The sequence below is a fragment of the Flavobacterium sp. FlaQc-47 genome, from assembly GCF_044006475.1.
Taxonomy (GTDB): Bacteria; Bacteroidota; Bacteroidia; order Flavobacteriales; family Flavobacteriaceae; genus Flavobacterium.
The window spans coordinates 129743-149226 of record NZ_JBIPCQ010000008.1 but is presented as its reverse complement, the minus strand read 5'-3'; the positions used below and the strand labels follow the sequence as shown (position 1 = coordinate 149226).

Annotated in this window: 14 protein-coding genes; 11 read left to right on the top strand and 3 right to left on the bottom strand. The window is 33.3% G+C overall.

The window, feature by feature from the left end; translation table 11 throughout:
- The first annotated feature begins 9 nt into the window (after window positions 1-9).
- From ACHRVX_RS21320 to ACHRVX_RS21280, 9 genes are all read left to right on the top strand, one after another.
- Window positions 10-1794 carry a chloride channel protein gene (locus ACHRVX_RS21320; RefSeq protein WP_395336043.1) on the top strand — a complete coding sequence of 595 codons (1785 nt, stop codon included), beginning with the start codon at window positions 10-12 and terminating at the stop codon, window positions 1792-1794.
- A 63-nt stretch (window positions 1795-1857) separates the two neighbouring features.
- Window positions 1858-2811, top strand: coding sequence for a Fic family protein (locus ACHRVX_RS21315; protein ID WP_395336041.1), 954 nt, complete (start codon window positions 1858-1860; stop codon window positions 2809-2811).
- A gap of 242 nt (window positions 2812-3053) precedes the next feature.
- Window positions 3054-5885 carry an excinuclease ABC subunit UvrA gene (uvrA, locus tag ACHRVX_RS21310; protein ID WP_395336039.1) on the top strand — a complete coding sequence of 944 codons (2832 nt, stop codon included), beginning with the start codon at window positions 3054-3056 and terminating at the stop codon, window positions 5883-5885.
- Window positions 5886-5932: 47 nt separating this feature from the next.
- Window positions 5933-6160 (top strand): hypothetical protein, encoded by a 228-nt coding sequence (locus ACHRVX_RS21305; protein ID WP_395336037.1) that lies wholly within the window; start codon window positions 5933-5935, stop codon window positions 6158-6160.
- A gap of 9 nt (window positions 6161-6169) precedes the next feature.
- Window positions 6170-6469 carry a type II toxin-antitoxin system RelE/ParE family toxin gene (locus ACHRVX_RS21300; protein WP_395336035.1) on the top strand — a complete coding sequence of 100 codons (300 nt, stop codon included), beginning with the start codon at window positions 6170-6172 and terminating at the stop codon, window positions 6467-6469.
- A gap of 327 nt (window positions 6470-6796) precedes the next feature.
- The gene (locus tag ACHRVX_RS21295; RefSeq protein ID WP_395336033.1) at window positions 6797-7156 is read left to right on the top strand and encodes a cupin domain-containing protein; all 360 of its coding nucleotides are present in this window, start codon (window positions 6797-6799) and stop codon (window positions 7154-7156) included.
- 222 nt (window positions 7157-7378) lie between these two features.
- Window positions 7379-8107 carry a TIGR00730 family Rossman fold protein gene (locus ACHRVX_RS21290; RefSeq protein WP_395336031.1) on the top strand — a complete coding sequence of 243 codons (729 nt, stop codon included), beginning with the start codon at window positions 7379-7381 and terminating at the stop codon, window positions 8105-8107.
- 369 nt (window positions 8108-8476) lie between these two features.
- Entirely contained in the window at window positions 8477-11227 is a 2751-nt protein-coding gene (locus ACHRVX_RS21285) for an aminopeptidase (RefSeq protein WP_395336255.1), read from the top strand.
- A gap of 186 nt (window positions 11228-11413) precedes the next feature.
- Complete coding sequence (locus tag ACHRVX_RS21280) at window positions 11414-13828, top strand: thiamine pyrophosphate-dependent enzyme (protein WP_395336028.1); 2415 nt, start codon at window positions 11414-11416, stop codon at window positions 13826-13828.
- Between the two features lie 602 nt (window positions 13829-14430).
- Here the strand turns inward: ACHRVX_RS21280 and kdsB are convergent.
- The 3 genes from kdsB to ACHRVX_RS21265 all read right to left on the bottom strand — a co-directional run bounded on the left by kdsB (window position 14431) and on the right by ACHRVX_RS21265 (window position 17692).
- Window positions 14431-15165 (bottom strand): 3-deoxy-manno-octulosonate cytidylyltransferase, encoded by a 735-nt coding sequence (kdsB, locus tag ACHRVX_RS21275; protein ID WP_395336026.1) that lies wholly within the window; start codon window positions 15163-15165, stop codon window positions 14431-14433.
- A 127-nt stretch (window positions 15166-15292) separates the two neighbouring features.
- Entirely contained in the window at window positions 15293-16123 is an 831-nt protein-coding gene (gene ygiD / locus ACHRVX_RS21270; RefSeq protein WP_395336024.1) for a 4,5-DOPA dioxygenase extradiol, read from the bottom strand.
- Window positions 16124-16267: 144 nt separating this feature from the next.
- Window positions 16268-17692, bottom strand: a complete 1425-nt coding sequence (locus ACHRVX_RS21265; protein WP_395336021.1) for an ATP-dependent RecD-like DNA helicase — start codon at window positions 17690-17692, stop codon at window positions 16268-16270.
- Window positions 17693-18018: 326 nt separating this feature from the next.
- Between ACHRVX_RS21265 and ACHRVX_RS21260 the strand changes: the two genes are divergently transcribed.
- Window positions 18019-18840 (top strand): DUF3822 family protein, encoded by an 822-nt coding sequence (locus ACHRVX_RS21260; RefSeq protein WP_395336018.1) that lies wholly within the window; start codon window positions 18019-18021, stop codon window positions 18838-18840.
- On the top strand, window positions 18837-19439 hold the full coding sequence (locus ACHRVX_RS21255) for an RsmD family RNA methyltransferase (RefSeq protein WP_395336015.1): 603 nt from the start codon (window positions 18837-18839) through the stop codon (window positions 19437-19439). The genes ACHRVX_RS21260 and ACHRVX_RS21255 overlap by 4 nt, the downstream gene beginning before the upstream one ends.
- Window positions 19440-19484: the final 45 nt, after the last annotated feature.

Genomic DNA, 19484 nt, shown 5'->3' with positions numbered 1-19484 from the left:
ACAAACAGAATGCTAAAAAAATATTTTAGAAGATTAGAAAGCATCATCGCTTTAGGACAGTCATTAATGACTCCAAAGCAATTTATTTTTTTATCAAGTGTTTTAATTGGTGTTTCGTGCTCTTTGGCTGTAATTGTATTAAAAACTTTTGCCCATAGCGTTTTCTCTTTTGCCACCTACATCAATGGTATTTTAAAACTGAGTTTCATTAATAGTATTCTTCCCATCATCGGAATTGTACTGACGGTTTTTGTGGTAAAAAGGGTTCTTAACGGAAGCATCGAAAAAGGAACTTCTCAGATTTTATATGCAGTGGCTAAAAAAGCCAGTATTATTCCGAAGAAGCAAATGTATGCTCAAATTGTGACCTCTTCACTTACTGTTGGTTTAGGAGGTTCTGCAGGTTTAGAAAGCCCTATCGTTATTACAGGTGCAGCATTTGGATCTAATTTTGCTCAAAATTTCAAATTACCTTATAAAGACAGGACATTACTTATTGGTTGTGGTGTTGCTGCCGGAATTTCGGCTGCTTTTAACGCGCCCATTGCCGGAGTACTTTTTGCTATAGAAGTTTTACTAGTCGATGTAAGTATTTCTGCCTTTACTCCTATTATGATTTCTGCTGCAACCGGAGCATTGGTTTCTGCTATCGTTTTAGACGAAACTATATTATTGTCGTTCAAAAAACAAGAAGCTTTTAATTATCATAATATTCCTTTTTATGTTTTATTGGGAATTGTAACTGGTTTTATGGCGGTTTATTACGCACGAAATTTCCAAAAAGTTGAGCATTATTTTTCTCATTTAAAAGTTGGTCCTTATAGAAAAGCTTTAATTGGATCTTCGTTATTAGCATTGCTAATTTTTATATTTCCAACACTTTTTGGTGAAGGTTATGAAAGTATTAAAACATTATCTGAGTCAGATCCGGGAAAATTATTAGACAATACATTATTTGCTGATTTTAGAGATAATCAATGGGTTTTACTGCTTTTTGTAGGATGTACCATGATGGTAAAAGTTTTTGCTTCCGGACTAACTCTTGGAAGCGGCGGAAATGGAGGGAATTTTGCACCATCCTTATTTTTAGGTTCGTATCTGGGCTATTTTTTCGCAAAATTCATTAGTATGATTGGTTTGTCAAAACTCCCAATCAGTAACTTTACTATGGTAGGAATGGCAGGTATTTTGAGCGGATTATTTCATGCTCCTCTTACTGCAATCTTTTTAATTGCCGAAATCACGGGTGGTTACAGCCTGATGATCCCTCTTATGATTGTTTCCTCAATAAGTTTTGCGATTTCTAAACGTTTTGAAAAATATTCACTTGATGTAAAAGGTCTTGCTAAAAAAGGCCACGCGTTTACAAGCAATAAAGATTCTAATATTTTATCCACTTTAGATATTGACACCATCATTCAATGTGATTATCTAACAGTTCATCCTGAAGAAAATCTTAGTAAATTGGTTGACCTTATTTCACATTCTAATCAGGTAGTTTTTGCAGTTGTAGACAATGAAAAAGATCTTGTTGGAATTGTTCATTTCAATGATATCAGGGAAATTATATTCAATAGTTATCGGGTTAAATATACCTTGATTAAAGATGTAATGAAAACTCCTGCCGCTACGATTTCATCTGAAGACAGCATGGAAATCGTAATGAGCAAATTCGAAAAATCTAAATCAGCTTTTCTTCCCGTATTACGAAATGATAAATACTTTGGATTTATATCCAAATCTATAGCACTTGAAGCCTATAGAACCAAACTACGTTCCATGACCATCGAGTAATATTAATATCGGATAGGTTAAAATTTTTACATATCCGATATTAAGACGTACATTTGTGGGATTATGTGGAATATAGACTTAACATACAGAGAAGAATTTCAATTAACTTTTGATCGATTGTATCAAAAAAGGCTTGATTTGCAAAACAGTAGACCATTGCCCAATATCGCTTTACACAAAATTCGTGAAAGCTTATCCCTTGAATGGACCTACAATTCAAATAGTATCGAAGGAAACACAATGAGCCTGCGCGAAACCCAAATGGTAATCCAGGAAGGAATTACCATAAAAGGAAAATCGCTTCGGGAACATTTTGAAACCCACAATCACGACAAAGCAATTGATTATTTATACTCGATTGTTGATGAGAATTATAATTTGCGAAGTATTGACATTCTATCCATTCATGGATTAGTTTTACGTTCCATCGAAGATGATTTTGCCGGAAGATTACGAAACGGAGGCGTTCGAATTTCAGGAGCTAATTTTATGCCTCCAAATGCCAATAAAGTTTCAGATTATCTCGATGAATTAATTGATTTTATTAATACAAATCCGTTAGGTTTAAACGACATAGAGCTTTCCACAATTTACCATCACAAATTAGTCTGGATTCATCCATTCTTTGACGGAAATGGTCGTACTGTGCGTTTAAGCATGAATTTGTTATTAATGCGTTGTGGTTTTCCACCGGCCATCATTTTAAAAAATGATAGAAAAAAATATTATGAAGCACTAAATCAAGCTAATAACGGCAATTATCAAAAATTAATTTTATTGATGTGTCAGGCACTTGAACGAACGCTCAATATATATTTAAATGCAATGCCGGGCAGTACTTATGATTATCAAAAAATATCAGATATAGTTAGTGAGCCAAGCACTCCATACGGGCAGGAATATGTAAGCTTATTAGCCAGAACAGGTAAAATTGATGCTTATAAAGAAGGTAGAAATTGGTACACCACCAAAGAAGCCATCGAAGATTATATGGAAACCAGAAAAAGAAAACGCTAAATTAGGTTCTAGCGTCTGGATACAAATATTTTAATCAATTTAAACGAGAATTGCACTGATTTGCACTAATCATTAAGATTAAATTAGTTTGTGAAATTAATTTCACAAACTAATTAGTGACAATTCGTGCAATTTGTGTTTATTTTTTTGGGCATTTTTTGTTACTAATTGTAACATAAAGTTTTGTGTTCGAGTATGGAAAGAATAAATCAAAGTGGTAACTTTGCGTTTTGCTCAAAATTATGTTAGAAAAAGACAATACTATTGAAGTTCTTGGTGCAAGAGTTCATAATCTAAAAAATATAGACATTTCTATTCCGCGTGAAAAACTGGTGGTTATTACCGGTTTATCAGGTTCGGGAAAATCGTCTTTGGCATTTGATACTATTTATGCCGAAGGACAACGCCGTTATGTAGAAACTTTTTCGGCTTATGCCAGACAGTTTCTTGGTGGGCTTGAACGTCCTGATGTTGATAAAATCGACGGACTTTCGCCTGTAATTGCTATTGAACAAAAAACAACCAGTAAAAGTCCTCGTTCTACTGTCGGTACGATTACCGAAATATATGATTTCCTGCGACTTCTATACGCTCGTGGTGCTGACGCATATAGTTACAACACCGGTGAAAAAATGGTTTCCTATTCGGATGACCAAATCAAAGATTTGATTATTCAGGATTTTAAAGGAAAACGCATCAATATTCTTGCTCCGATTATTAGAGCCAGAAAAGGTCATTATGCAGAGTTATTTCAGCAAATTACCAAACAAGGTTTCCTAAAAGTTCGTGTAAATGGTGAAGTTAAAGATTTAGTTTCAGGAATGAAACTGGATCGTTACAAAACCCATGATATTGAGATTGTAGTCGACAGAATGTTGATTGAAGATACCGAAGAGAATCAAAAACGATTATCTGAAAGCATTAATACAGCAATGGATCATGGCGAAAATGTTTTGATGATTTTAGATCAGGATACAAATGAAGTTCGTTATTTCAGTAGAAATTTAATGTGTCCTACAACCGGAATATCGTATCAAAATCCGGAACCCAACTTATTTTCGTTCAACTCCCCAAAAGGAGCTTGTCCGCATTGTAATGGATTAGGGACAGTGCACGAAATCAATGTTAAAAAAATTATTCCAAATCCTAAATTATCAATTAAAGCGGGTGGTTTTGCTCCGCTTGGTGAATATAAATCGTCCTGGATTTTTAAACAACTGGAAGTTATTGGAGAAAAATTCAGTTTCAAGATAACTGACCCTATTGAGAAAATTCCGGAAGAAGCCATGACAATGATTTTGCATGGGGGAAAAGATAAATTTGTTGTAAACTCAAAAGATTTAGGCGTAACACGCGATTATAAAATAGATTTTGAAGGAATTTCGCATTTCATCAAAAATCAATTTGACGAAACTTCTTCAACAACCATAAAACGGTGGGCAAAAGATTTCATGGACGAAGTAAATTGTCCGGTTTGTAATGGCTCACGTTTAAAAAAAGAAGCTTTATTTTTTAAAATCAATGGTAAAAATATCGTTGAATTGTGCGATATGGATATCTCTGATTTAACAATCTGGTTCAAGGATTTAAATCAACATTTATCAGAAAAGCAGCTTTTGATTGCATCAGAAGTCGTGAAAGAAATCAAGGACCGTTTGAATTTTTTAATGAATGTTGGTTTGGAATATTTGGCTTTAAGCCGAAGTTCAAAATCACTTTCCGGTGGTGAGGCACAACGTATCCGTCTGGCAACACAAATTGGTTCACAATTGGTTGGTGTTTTATATATTCTGGATGAACCAAGTATTGGTTTACACCAAAGAGACAATGAAAAATTAATTCATTCCTTAGAGCAATTGCGCGATATCGGCAACTCAGTTATTGTAGTTGAACACGACAAAGACATGATCGAACGTGCTGATTATGTTATTGATATTGGTCCAAAAGCAGGTAAATACGGAGGAGAAATTATTAGCATTGGAACTCCGGCAGAAACTTTAAAATCGAATACGATTACCGCTCAATATTTGAACGGTACAATGAAATTGGAGATTCCGAAAGAGCGCCGTAAAGGAAACGGAAAATTTTTGAAATTGACCGGAGCAACAGGAAACAACCTGAAAAATGTTTCGATTGAATTGCCTTTGGGGAAAATGATTTGTGTTACAGGAGTGTCAGGAAGTGGGAAATCGACTTTGATAAACGAAACCCTCTACCCTATTTTGAATGCCTATTATTTTAATGGCGTAAAAAAACCACAACCTTATAAAAAGATTGAAGGCCTTGAACATATTGACAAAGTAATTGATATTGATCAAAGTCCGATTGGGAGAACACCGCGTTCTAATCCAGCAACTTATACCGAGGTTTTTACCGAAATCAGAAACTTGTTTACGATGACTTCTGAAAGTATGATCCGTGGTTATAAAGCAGGACGCTTTAGTTTTAATGTAAAAGGCGGACGCTGTGAAACCTGCGAAGGTTCCGGTGTTAGAACCATAGAAATGAACTTTTTACCTGATGTTTATGTAGAATGTGAAACCTGTCAGGGAAAACGTTTTAACAGAGAAACTCTGGAAATTCGATATAAAGGAAAATCAATTTCTGATGTATTGAATATGACGGTTGATGAAGCGGTTCCGTTTTTTGAAATGATTCCGAAGATTTATCGTAAAGTAAAAACAATTCAGGATGTTGGTTTAGGATATATTACTCTTGGACAGCAAAGTACAACTCTTTCGGGTGGTGAGGCGCAACGTATAAAACTAGCCGGAGAATTGTCTAAAAAAGATACCGGAAATACATTTTATATCCTTGATGAACCTACTACAGGATTACACTTTGAAGACATTCGTGTTTTGATGGACGTGATTAATAAATTAGTTGATAAAGGAAATACAATCCTGATTATCGAACATAATATGGATGTGATTAAACTTGCGGATTATATTATTGATATTGGTCCTGAAGGAGGAAAAGGCGGTGGACAATTAATCGCAAAAGGAACTCCGGAAGAAGTAGCGAAAAATAAAAAAAGCTATACAGCTAAGTTTTTGAAAAAAGAGTTAACTTAGTAAATGCCTATTAAAACAGTAGTTTAACTATTTATAAAAATATCGTTATGAACAGTTTAAGTTTGAAAGTAGATTTAGATTTTAAAGAGTTATTAAAAGTTGTAAAACAATTATCTCCTTCGGAAAAATTAAAACTTAATGATGAGATTTGGAAAGATGACATTGAAATTCCAATAGAACATCAAAAAAGGGTTTTTAGTAGGATTGAAAAAAGTAAAATTTCACCTGAAAGAATGTTGGATTGGGACGAAGTTTCAGATTTGCCAATTCAATAATTTCAGATAATGTATAAAATAAAAATTGACGCAGAGGCTTTAAATGATCTTCACGAAATTGTAATTTGGTACAACAATCAATTACAAAATCTAGGCCTTCGTTTTCATAAACAAGTCAAATCTCAAATCAACTCTCTAAAAGCGCAACCTTATATTTATACTATTAGATATAAGGATGTTCATTGCATGCTTATTAAGAAATTTCCCTTTATGATTCATTATACAATTAATGAATCATATTCTTTAGTCGAAATTTTTGCAATATATCATACTAGTCGAAATCCTGAAATTTGGAATTCAAGAGTATAATAATTTAAGTCCATTTTAAAATCTATTAAAATGTAGACAAAAAGGCAATAATAAATTTCGAAAGGAATAAGTATATCGCAACAAGGTTTAGATGTTTCAAAAGTAATACGTCAATTTGGAACTAAGACATTTGAAGAAAATAAATCGTTATTAGGCATTCTGCCTTAATCGTCTGATACTGAATCCACAGCCAAAAACACAGCTACAGAAATGTTACATTTAAATTAATAAATCCCCATTTCTGTAACAATTCTCAAAAAAAGCACTAATTTAGTACGCCCTTTTTGCCAAAGCTTTTGATTACGGTAACGAGTAGGATAAAAATCTATGAATCTAAAAGAGAAATTCAGTAGCGTAAACCAATATTTTTCGCCTAAAATAATTGAGGAAGTAAATGATCAATATATTAAAGTCGCAAAAATAAAAGGTCAGGAAGTACCGTGGCATAATCATGAGAACGAAGACGAATTATTTTACATTGTCGACGGTGAACTTTTAATGGAAATTGAAAATCAACCATCATTTACCATGCAAAAAGGTGATTTATTCGTTGTGAAAAAAGGAGTGAATCACAGGGTTTCCTCGGTTGAAGAATGTTCAATAATGCTGATTGAATCAAAAACCACAGAACATACAGGAAAAGTTAAAAGCAACATTACGAAATCAATTGAAGAACAAACGTATTAATTAAAAGAGAATTTTTCCTTTTAAAAAACAATGTTTCAATTGAAAACTGATCCCCTAGCCCTGATGGGAGCGGCATCCTTTTACTGGCTTCTTTAGCCGGGAAAAGATATAGCGGACAGCAGGAAACAGCTCCTCATTAGGACTCCGCTCAATGTGACAACTTGAATGAAAATTAAAAAAAGACACAACTAATAAAAATATAAATAAATTAAAATATCTAAAATGAGATTAGAAGATTTTGACAATGATGAGGATAGAATAATCCAGGATCGTTTAAAACAAAAAACGTGGAATGAAATTAGAACGAATGATAGCTGGGCGATTTTTAAAATCATGGCTGAGTTCGTAAACGGTTACGAAAGCATGGGACGTATTGGTCCTTGTGTATCCATTTTTGGTTCGGCGCGAACTAAACCAGAGGATAAATATTATTTGTTGGCAGAAAAAATTGCTTACAAAATCAGTAAAGCTGGTTACGGAGTTATCACAGGAGGTGGTCCCGGAATCATGGAAGCTGGTAACAAAGGTGCACATTTAGGAGGCGGAACTTCGGTTGGTTTAAACATCGAATTGCCTTTTGAACAACACTTTAACCCTTACATAGATCACGATAAAAACCTGAATTTCGATTATTTCTTTGTGAGAAAAGTAATGTTCGTGAAATATTCACAAGGTTTTGTGGTGATGCCTGGAGGTTTTGGAACTCTTGACGAAATGTTTGAAGCGATCACTTTGATTCAGACTAAAAAAATTGGAAAATTCCCAATTATATTAGTTGGTGTTGAATTCTGGTCCGGATTGATCGAATGGGTAAAAACAGTTTTGGTTGAAAAAATGCAAACTGTAAGTCCTGACGATTTGAACTTATTTAAAATTGTAGATACTGAAGATGAAGTTGTTGATGTATTAGATAAATTCTACAAGAAATACGACTTGAGCCCTAACTTCTAACTATGTTTTTCACCATATAAGTGCTATAAGGTTATTTAAGTTGACGCAGATTAAACTGATTCGCTAAAGTGAAAGCGCTGATAAAAACGGATTTCTTTGGTATTTAGAATTTAACAATTGTAATCTTCTTTTTCTACTTCTATAACTTACAGGGTAAAATAAACATTATTTCTTACAAAAAAATTAAAGCTGTTTTTAAAAACAGCTTTTTTTATACTATTTTTACAGAAAACCAAAACCAATTTATAAACGTAACTTAAACTATATCCTTAACTATCTAAGCCATCATTGAAACCATTTTATAAAATTATTTTCTTCGTTTTTGTTTTAATGAACTCTTTAAAACAATATGCACAACATCATTCTAAGATGGAAGTGGCGGTTAATGTTGAATTGAAAACTTTAAACGTAAAACAGGATATTACGTATTATAACACTTCAAAAGATTCTTTGATTTCGATCGTTTTAAACGATTGGAACAATGCTTTCTCTGATAAAAATACTCCGCTGGCAAGAAGGTTTTCGGATGAATTTTACAGAGGTTTTCATTTGGCAAAAGCTTCGGAAAGAGGTAATACTACAATAATAAATTTAACCGATTCTGATAATGTGGCGCTGGAATGGGAACGAACTGAAAAAGATCCTGATCTTGTTGTCATAAAACTGAAAAGAAAATTGTATCCCGGCGAAAAATTAGATTTGCATCTAATATATATATCCAAAATTCCGAGTGATAAATTTACGCGTTATGGCTTTGATCAAAATGGCGGAATGAACCTGAAAAACTGGTTTTTAAGTCCTGCACGTTTTGAAAATCATAATTTTGTGACCAACAATAATTTCAATTTAGATGATATTGCAAATGCTACAACAGACTATGAGGTAAATATTAAGCTTCCCAATGAATATTCGGTTACTACTGATTTGAATTTAGTTGCTGAAGATGCTACAAATACATCTTTTAAAACATATGCTTTCTCCGGAAATAACAGAACTGACTTTAACTTTTTTATTGAAAAACAAAAGAGCTTCACAAGTTATGAAAACGGCTCTGTAGAAGTACTTTCTAATCTCAAAAACAAAAAAATTACCGAGATTCAGAAAGCAATTATCATCAATCGAGTTGTGACTTTTGCAAATAGTTTTATTGGAAAATATCCACATCAAAAAATTACGGTTTCTCAAACAGATTATGACCGAAATCCGTTTTATGGATTGAATCAGTTACCATCCTTTATTAGTCCGTTTACTGATGATTTTATTTTCGAAATTACCTTCTTAAAAACATATCTCAATAATTACCTTAAGAACAGTTTAAAACTGGATCCCAGAAAAGACAATTGGGTTTATGACGGAATTCAGATTTATTCAATGATGAAATTCATGGAGGAAAATCATCTTGATCAAAAAATGCTGGGAAGACTTTCTGATTGGAAACTCTTTAAAAGTTATAACATTACTAATTTGACTTTTAACGAACAATACAGCTATTATTATATGCTGATGGCGAGAAAGAATCTGGATCAGCCGCTTGGAGATCCAAAGAATACTTTAATAAAATTCAACGAACAAATTGCCAGTAAATATCGTGCAGGATTAAGCCTAAGCTATTTAGATGATTATTTGAATCATAATATTGTTCCCGAAAGTCTACAGGAATTTTATAACCTGAACAAAACAGAGCAAACGAACCGCTACGATTTCGAGAAAATATTAACTAAAAATACTCCTAAAAAAATCGATTGGTTTTTTAATACCATTATTGATTCCAGAGATATAATCGATTATAAATTCTCGCATGTTTCCAGAACTAAAGACAGCATTCAATTTCAGATAAAAAACAGAACCACTAATTTTGTTCCAATTCCGGTTTATGGACTGAAGAAAAATGAAGTCGTTTTTAAAACATGGATCGAACCTCAAAATAATGATTCGATATATGAGTTTGATCGAAAAAGTGCCGATAAAATAGTTCTCAATTATGATAATGAGGTTCCTGAATACAACTTGAGAAATAACTGGAAATCATTGAAAAGTCTGGTAATCACAAATCGTCCTGTCAAGTTTAATTTTGCCAAAGATTTAGAGGATCCTTATTATAATCAGATTTTATATATCCCAACGCTTACTTATAATTTATATGACGGTTTTACGCCTGGAATTCGTTTTCATAATAAAACTATTCTGGATAAACCCTTTACATTTGACGTTAATCCTGCGTATTCAATTAAAGCCGGAACAGTATCAGGATCATCTGCATTTGTCTGGAATCAATATTACAGAAACAGCACGCTTTATAATGTCCGTTATTCTATTAGTCAGAATTATTATCATTATGCGCCTGATGCTACATATTTAAGACTGAATCCGATGGTTCAGTTTCGAATTCGCGAGGAGAATTTCAGAGACAACAGAAAACAGCTTTTTATGTTTCGGCAAGTAATTGTAAATCGCGAAGCAAGTACGTATATCACTGATAATTCTACCCCTAATTATTCCATATTTAATGCGCGTTATTCGAATACAAAAACCGAATTGATTAATCATTTTAATTTTATGACTGATTTTCAATTTGCAGGAAATTTTGGAAAAGTTGCCGGAGAAATTGAATACAGACGATTATTTGAAAACAATCATAAACTGAATTTGAGATTTTATGCAGGAAGTTTTTTGTATAACACAACAAATTCGGATTATTTTAGTTTTGGTTTAGACCGTCCGACCGATTATATGTTTGATTATAATTTTTACGGCCGATCTGAAAGTACCGGTTTTTTTAGTCAGCAATATGTAATGGCCGAAGGTGGTTTTAAATCAAAAATACAGCCGGCATACGCCAATCAATGGATGACAGCATTAAATGTAAGTTATTCGATCTGGAACTGGATTGAGGCTTATGGCGATATTGGCTTTATGAGAAGTAAGCATCAAAGTGCGAATTTTGTTTACGATAGTGGTATCAGATTAAATCTGGTTCCTGATTACTTTGAAGTCTATTTTCCTGTTTATTCTAATAACGGGTGGGAAATTTCTCAAAATAAATACAACGAAAAAATACGATTTGTTATCACATTATCACCAAAAACATTACTCAATCTTTTTACTAGAAAATGGTTTTAATTGAATAAATTTTAAAGAAAATCCTGCACTATTATCACTAAATTAGACTTTTATATTAATATACCTTAAAAAATATACGTAGTTTTTTGATTTTAAATACAAATAATTAAATTATATTTATTTTAAAGAATTATGATTATTGATTGTTTTTAAGTAATTTCGCAGTCTAACTTGACCCTCAAGATTATGATAAAAGAAAAAAGCAATACTACACTAACATTTGAAGATTTCAAAACTGAGGTATTGAACGACTACAGAATTGCAGTTACCAGCCGCGAGTGTAGCCTTTTAGGTCGTAAAGAAGTATTAACAGGAAAGGCCAAATTTGGAATTTTTGGTGACGGAAAAGAAGTGCCGCAGCTTGCAATGGCAAAAGCTTTTCAAAACGGAGATTTCCGTTCCGGATACTATCGCGATCAGACTTTTATGATGGCTATTGGAGAATTAACTCCTAAACAATTTTTCGCAGGTTTATACGGTCATACAGATTTAGAATATGATCCCATGTCTGCCGGAAGACAAATGGGCGGACACTTTGTAACGCACAGTTTAAACGAAGACGGATCCTGGAAAGACTTAACTAAACAAAAAAATTCAAGCGCAGATATATCTCCTACAGCCGGACAAATGCCACGATTATTGGGATTAGCTCAGGCATCAAAAATTTACAGAAACGTTGATGGTATCACAACCAAAGACAAATTCTCTGTAAACGGAAATGAAATTGCCTGGGGAACAATAGGAAACGCAAGCACATCTGAAGGTTTGTTTTTTGAAACCATAAATGCTGCCGGAGTTTTACAAGTACCAATGGTAATGAGCGTTTGGGATGATGAATACGGAATTTCGGTTCACGCGAGACATCAAACTACTAAAGAAAATATATCTGAGATTTTAAAAGGGTACCAACGCGACGAAGAATCAAACGGGTACGAAATTTTCAGAGTCAAAGGTTGGGATTACGCAGAGTTGGTATCTACATATGAAAGAGCCGCTGCAATTGCCCGCGAAAATCATATTCCGGTTTTAATTCACGTAAACGAATTAACACAACCGCAAGGTCACTCTACTTCAGGTTCTCACGAGCGTTACAAAAACGCAGATAGACTGGCTTGGGAAAAAGATTTTGACTGTGTGCGCCAAATGCGTTTATGGATGATTGCCATCAATATTGCTTCTCCTGAAGAATTGACGGAAATTGAAAATGAATTGAAAAAAGAAGTTCTGGAAGCTAAAAAAGAAGCCTGGAATTCTTTCATCAATCCAATTATTGAAGATCAAAAAAATCTAATGGTTTTACTGGAGCAAATTTCTGCTGCAAGTGTTAATCATAAAGATAAAATTCAAAAATATATCTCAGAATTAAGCGTAATTAAATCTCCTTTAAAAAAGGAAATGCTGGTAATCGCCAGAAAAATATTGCGTTTTATTGAAGTCCCAAACAGCAAGGTTTTATTATCAGACTGGATTAAGAATTATATCGAAATTACACAACCAAGATTCAGCAGCAACTTGCATTCTGATTCAGATAAAAATGTTTTTTCAGTAGAAAAAGTACTTCCGGAATATGCAGATAATGCAAAACCTGATTTAGACGGCCGAATGATCCTTCGTGATAACTTTGATGCTTTGTTTACCAAATATCCTGAAACACTAATTTTTGGTGAAGACGTAGGAAATATTGGTGACGTAAACCAAGGTTTAGAAGGCATGCAGGAAAAATACGGCGAACTTCGTGTTGCCGATGTTGGTATTCGTGAAGCCACTATTATTGGTCAGGGAATTGGGATGGCATTAAGAGGTTTACGTCCAATTGCAGAGATTCAGTATTTAGATTATTTACTATATGCGATTCAAATCATGAGTGATGATCTGGCAACGCTACAATACAGAACCGTTGGAAAACAAAAAGCACCATTAATTATCAGAACCCGCGGACATCGTCTGGAAGGTATCTGGCATTCTGGTTCTCCAATGGGAATGATTATTAATGCTGTTCGCGGAATCCATGTTTTGGTTCCAAGAAATATGACACAAGCTGCAGGTTTTTACAACGCTCTTTTAGAGTGTGATGAACCGGCTTTAGTAATCGAATGTTTAAATGGTTACCGATTAAAAGAAAAAACTCCACTGAATTTCGGTGAATTCAAAACGCCAATTGGTGTTGTTGAAACCCTAAAAGAAGGTGCAGATATTACTTTAGTATCTTACGGATCAACTTTAAGATTAGTAGAACAAGCAGCAATAGAATTATTAGATTTAGGAATTGATTGTGAAGTAATCGATGTTCAGTCTCTGCTTCCGTTTGATATTAATAAAGATATTGTAAAAAGTATCGCTAAAACAAATCGTCTTTTAGTGATTGACGAAGATGTTCCCGGTGGAGCGTCAGCCTATATTTTACAACAAATTCTGGAAGAACAAAACGCTTATATTCATTTAGACAGTAAACCGCAAACTCTTGCTGCAAAAGCACACAGACCAGCGTACGGAACTGATGGTGATTATTTCTCTAAACCTTCTGCCGAAGATATTTTTGAGAAAGTATACGCAATGATGAATGAAGTTAATCCAGCTAAATATCCTGGTTTATACCAATAATTTAGTTTGAATTTCAATATAAAAAAAGCTCCAAATTTTACGATTTGGAGCTTTTTTATTTGTCTTTTTTGTCATTTCGGGGAACGAGAAACACTAGAATTCCGTTCATAATATAACCAATCTTTGTCGAGCTACTAATTTGAAAACTTACTATTTGTGCCGTTAGGCACTAAATATTGGTAATTAATATGAAATGGAATAAATATAGCGTGCCGTAGGTACGCAATATTTATCATTTGTTGCATACCTACGGCACGCCAACGTACTTCTAATCTATATTAACTACCAATATTTAGTGCCTAACGGCACATTTCAACTCTTGGTTTGCATTAATCATAATTATCAAAAAAAGCTTAACTTAATGACATTGAGTTATCGGCATCAGCACATAAGGATTTCCTTTTTTATCGGGGTTAAGGCACTCGATTTCAAAAGAAACAATTCGTATTAAACATCTCGTTTGTCATCCTGAGCGAAGTCGAAGGCGTACCAATTGGAACGTGGGCTTCCGCTCAGACTGACAAAAAATGCGAATAAAAAAATCCGCCTTAATCCGCGCTTTCGCTTTAGCGAATCAGTGTCATCCGCGTGCCATCTCACAACTACTTAGTCGCTAAAATAGCCCTCGCCTTTTCTAAATCTTCAGCAGTATCGATGCCAATTCCTACATGCGTTGTTTCGACCATTTTAATACGTTTCCCGAATTCTAAGTAACGTAATTGTTCCAATTTCTCAGAAGCTTCTAAAGATTTCATTGGTAAATTATAAAAATCTAATAAAGCCTGTTTTCTAAAAGCATAAATCCCAATGTGTTGAAAATAACGAACTCCAACATCTTTGTCTCTTGGATATGGAATCACCGATCTTGAAAAATACAAGGCAAATTGCGACTGATCTACAACCACTTTTACATTATTAGGATTATTGATTTCATCTTCATCTGTAATTTCACGCATTAACGAAGCTAAATCTACCTTACGATCTGCATCATTTTTAAAAACCGATAAAACTTGTTCTAAAGGTCCTGCTTCTGTAAAAGGTTCGTCGCCTTGAACATTTACAACAATATCCACATCTAAATTCGCAACTGCCTCTGCAATTCGGTCACTTCCCGATTCATGTTCTTTGATACTCATAATGGCTTTTCCACCATTAGAAACAATTTCATTATAGATCAAATCAGAATCTGTTACAACAAATACGTCGTCAAACAATTTTGTTGCTACAGAAGCTTCATACGTTCTTAAAATTACCGTTTTACCTCCTAAATCCTGCATTAGTTTTGCAGGAAATCGTGTTGATGCATATCGCGCCGGAATTACAGCTATTATTTTCATTCGTACTATCTTTAATTTTCTATTTTTTTTATTTTCTGTGAATCTCTGTGAAAAACTTTGTGCAGCTTTGTGTTATAATTTACCACAGAGGGACACAAAGTTTTTCACAGAGATTCGCAAAGTTTTTTTACATAATTTTCACCGAAGTCATACTTAAGGATCCAGCTAATAATTTATCATTAAACAAACTCAAATCTTCTGAATCTTCTTTTAAACCTAAAGTATAAAGCAAGGGCAGATAATGTTCAGGCGTTGGAATTGCGAGTTGGGCTGCCTTATTCATTTTTTCGAAATCAATTAAAGGCTGAAAATTTCCATCTAACAAATAATTATTAATTGTTTCGCGTGCTTCAATCGCCCAGTCAAAACCATAATTATCCTTATCAAAATTTCTAAAATCAACCAAACGCAAATTATGAACGATATTTCCGCTTCCAATAATTAAAACTCCTTTGTGACGCAAAGATTGTAACTTCTGAGCCAACTCAAAATGATATTGACCCGATTTGGTATAATCAATACTTAACTGAATTACCGGAACATTTGCTTGAGGATATAAATGCTTAATTACGCTCCATGCACCATGATCTAAACCCCAATCTTCATCTAAATCAACAGGAACAGGTTCAAGTATTTTTTGAGTTTCTAATGCTAATTCGGGACTTCCCTTTGCAGGATATTGCACATCAAATAGTGCTTGCGGAAAACCTCCAAAATCATGAATCGTTCTTGGCATTTGCATCGAAGTTACTTTGGTTCCGTTCGTAAACCAATGTGCCGAAATACACAAAATTGCATTGGGCTGTGGTAATGTTTTGGCAAGATCGCGAAAACCAGCAACAAACTGATTTTCTTCAATAGCATTCATTGGACTGCCGTGTCCTAAAAACAAAACCGGCATTTTATCTGTATTCGAAAACGTAGACGAAATCGAATGTAAGTCGTTTAGTGTTGTCATTAATATGTAGATTTTTTTGCCACAAATTTCACTAATTTTCACTAATTAATTCTTTGCGGCAATTTTTCTAGTTACAATTATTAATTGGGAAATTTGACGAATGTAATAAAAACAAAATTTGTGCTAGTTCGTAAAATTAGTGTTTTATTCCTCAAAACTCTCGTCTTTAAATCCTATCAAATATAATTTATTTTTGGCACGCGTCATCGCTGTATAAAGCCATCTGATGTAGTCGCGATCAATTCCGTTTGGAAGATATGGCTGTTCTATAAAAACAGTATTCCATTGTCCGCCTTGTGATTTATGACACGTAATAGCATAAGAGAATTTTACCTGCAATCCGTTGAAATATTCGTTCTCTTTTACTTTTTGGAACTTCTTGTATTTTGTTGATTCGTTTTCATAATCTTTCATCACTTCTTCATACAAACGATTTGATTCTTCGTAAGTTAAAGATGGTGATTCACTTTTTATAGTATCCAATAATAATACGGTTTCAAAAGGTTTCTGATCCGGATAATCGACCATTCTTATTTTTACTTTAGCAAAATTAAATCCGTACAATTCTTTAATCCCAAATAATTCCAGAACTTCAATAATATCACCGTTGGCAATAAATCCGGCTTCATCATTTTCTTTCAGCCAGAAATAATTATTCTTCACTACCATTAAAAAATCTCCAACCGAAAGTTCACTTTCCTTAAACAAAATTCGGGTTCTTATTTGCTCATTATATTGATTGGCACGTTTATTCGAACGCACAATAAAAGCCGTATCTTCAATACTATAATTACTATATGCAGAATTTATAGCATCCTGAATATCATAACCATCCGTTAAACGAATGATATCTTTAAACTTTTTAACGTTGAATTTAAACTCGGTAATAAAACTATCTTTTAGTAATTCACGCAGTTCAGTTGCGTTGAATAAAATCCCTGAACTTTCCTCCTGACGCATAACTTCGTCCAGTTCGATATGTTCAATTTCCTTATCATAATGAATGCCCAAAGTCTGAATATCAAGTGCCGGACTTATATCTAAATTCACAGGAGGTAACTGCGCAGTATCTCCTAAAAGGATCATTTTACAATTGTTTCCTGAATATACATACGAAATCAAATCATCTAAAAGTGATCCGTTATCATACAATTTCGAGTCTGAATTGCTGTCTGAAATCATCGAAGCCTCATCGACGATAAAAATGGTGTTTTTATGTTTGTTTAATTGTTTGGTAAAAGCCACACCTCCACCAGCAGATTTTTTAGGAAAATATATTTTTTTATGAATAGTAAAAGCAGGCGTATTCGAATAATTGGCAATTACTTTTGCTGCGCGTCCTGTAGGTGCCAGCAAAACAAACTTTTTATTGATATCTCCCAGATTATTTACAATCGTAGAAATCACGGTAGTTTTCCCCGTTCCGGCATATCCTTTCAATACAAAAATGGTGTCATTGTGTGTATCTGTTAAGAAAATAGCGATTTTCTGAAAAAAAATATCCTGTTTGTAAGTAGGTACAAAAGGAAATCTTTTTTGTAAAACGCCGTAAAAAAGTGATGAATTCATAAGGGAAAATTGAAATACAAAGTTCGGCTTTTTTAATGGGAATGTCAAGGTCAAAAAATTTAAACCATATAAGTTATATAAGCTCCTATCAATTAAACGAGGCTTGAACTTAAATTACTCCTGCAACTTATACTGTTTAAAAAATATCCAATTAAAATTGTTTTTTGAAATTGCAGTTGAATTTTCAATTTTTACATTCAATTTCATTTTTTGATTTTTCGCATTTACATTGACATTGATATTGATATTATTATTTATTTTATTTGTAAGTTTGTAATCGCCTTAAATTCTTTTCTTGTAAAACAGGTAACGAATTGTAAATCAATATGTCATTGCAAAATACAAACATCACTTCTAAAAATTACAAAAAGCTTTCTATTCAGGTTTCATTGAATGGATTTTCGTTTTGTTGTTTTGATACACTAAATAATACGATTACAGCTTTTAATGAAGTCAATTTTGATGGTGCACAAAAAGCATCTAAAATCGAAGAATTATATAGTTTAGCTTTTAAAAAATTTTCGGAGTTAAAAGAAACTTACGACGAAATTTTAGTAATTCATAACAATAATCTTTCGACTTTTGTACCAACTGCTTTATTTGATGAAGATTTTTTAGGCAGTTATTTGCAGTACAATACAAAGGTTTTTGAAACCGATTTTTTTACTTTTGATCAAATTTCAAAATACGAAATGCACTCGGTTTATATTCCGTATATCAACATAAATAATTTTTTAATTGATACTGTTGGTTCGTTTGATTACAAACATGTCAACAGTATTTTAGTAGAGAAAATTTTAGAAAGTTCTAAAAATAACGACCAGAAAAAAATGGTCGTGAATTTCAATCCAAATCATTTTGAAGTTATCGTTGTTCAAAATCAAAAGCTTTTATTATTCAATTCATTTGAATATCAAACGCCGGAAGATTTTATATATTACCTACTTTTTACTGCCGAACAATTGAGTTTAAATCCGGAAAGTTTTCCACTTGAATTACTAGGTACTATTCATCAAAACGACGCGTTTTATGAAATTGCATACAAATATATCCGACATATTTCATTCTTGGATGTAAGTACTTTACAAGAAAAAAACAGCTTTTCAACTGCACAGAATCAAAAACATTATATCTTATTTCAATCATGAGAATCATTTCAGGAAAATACAAAGGACGACGCATTTTTCCGCCAAAAAACCTTCCTGTAAGACCTACGACCGACATGAGTAAAGAAGCATTGTTTAATGTTTTGAATAATCATTTTAGTTTTGAAGGCCTTAAAATTTTGGACTTGTTTTCAGGTACAGGAAACATTAGTTTCGAATTTGCTTCACGCGGCAGCGCACCAATTACATCTGTTGATGGTGATTTTGGATGCGTAAAATTCATCAAACAAGTTTCATCAGAATATGATTTTGACATTGCGGCAACTAAAAGCGATGTTTATAAATTTCTGGATAACTGCAAAACCTCTTACGATATTATTTTTGCCGATCCTCCTTACGGATTAGATCAGGCTGCGTTTGAAAGAATTGTTCTTACGGTTTTTGAAAGAGAATTACTTCACGAGGACGGAATGATGATTATCGAACATTCAAAATATACAAAAATGGAGCATTTAAGTAATTTCTCTTTTCAGAAGAATTACGGAGGTTCATTTTTTAGTTTCTTCGAATTAAACTCTACAGATGACGAGGAGGAACTAACGATTAAACTGAACAAAGCAACAGAAGACGACGAGGGATAATTTCCTTTTTAAAAGTATAAAAACTCCCTTGAAATTCAAGGGAGT

Bases quoted from the DNA above. Each gene is read 5' to 3' on its own strand.
- ACHRVX_RS21320 (WP_395336043.1), top strand. From the start codon at position 10: ATGCTAAAAAAATATTTTAGAAGATTAGAAAGCATCATCGCTTTAGGA.
- ACHRVX_RS21315 (WP_395336041.1), top strand. From the start codon at position 1,858: ATGTGGAATATAGACTTAACATACAGAGAAGAATTTCAATTAACTTTT.
- uvrA (WP_395336039.1), top strand. From the start codon at position 3,054: ATGTTAGAAAAAGACAATACTATTGAAGTTCTTGGTGCAAGAGTTCAT.
- ACHRVX_RS21305 (WP_395336037.1), top strand. From the start codon at position 5,933: ATGAACAGTTTAAGTTTGAAAGTAGATTTAGATTTTAAAGAGTTATTA.
- ACHRVX_RS21300 (WP_395336035.1), top strand. From the start codon at position 6,170: ATGTATAAAATAAAAATTGACGCAGAGGCTTTAAATGATCTTCACGAA.
- ACHRVX_RS21295 (WP_395336033.1), top strand. From the start codon at position 6,797: ATGAATCTAAAAGAGAAATTCAGTAGCGTAAACCAATATTTTTCGCCT.
- ACHRVX_RS21290 (WP_395336031.1), top strand. From the start codon at position 7,379: ATGAGATTAGAAGATTTTGACAATGATGAGGATAGAATAATCCAGGAT.
- ACHRVX_RS21285 (WP_395336255.1), top strand. From the start codon at position 8,477: ATGGAAGTGGCGGTTAATGTTGAATTGAAAACTTTAAACGTAAAACAG.
- ACHRVX_RS21280 (WP_395336028.1), top strand. From the start codon at position 11,414: ATGATAAAAGAAAAAAGCAATACTACACTAACATTTGAAGATTTCAAA.
- kdsB (WP_395336026.1), bottom strand. From the start codon at position 15,165: ATGAAAATAATAGCTGTAATTCCGGCGCGATATGCATCAACACGATTT.
- ygiD (WP_395336024.1), bottom strand. From the start codon at position 16,123: ATGACAACACTAAACGACTTACATTCGATTTCGTCTACGTTTTCGAAT.
- ACHRVX_RS21265 (WP_395336021.1), bottom strand. From the start codon at position 17,692: ATGAATTCATCACTTTTTTACGGCGTTTTACAAAAAAGATTTCCTTTT.
- ACHRVX_RS21260 (WP_395336018.1), top strand. From the start codon at position 18,019: ATGTCATTGCAAAATACAAACATCACTTCTAAAAATTACAAAAAGCTT.
- ACHRVX_RS21255 (WP_395336015.1), top strand. From the start codon at position 18,837: ATGAGAATCATTTCAGGAAAATACAAAGGACGACGCATTTTTCCGCCA.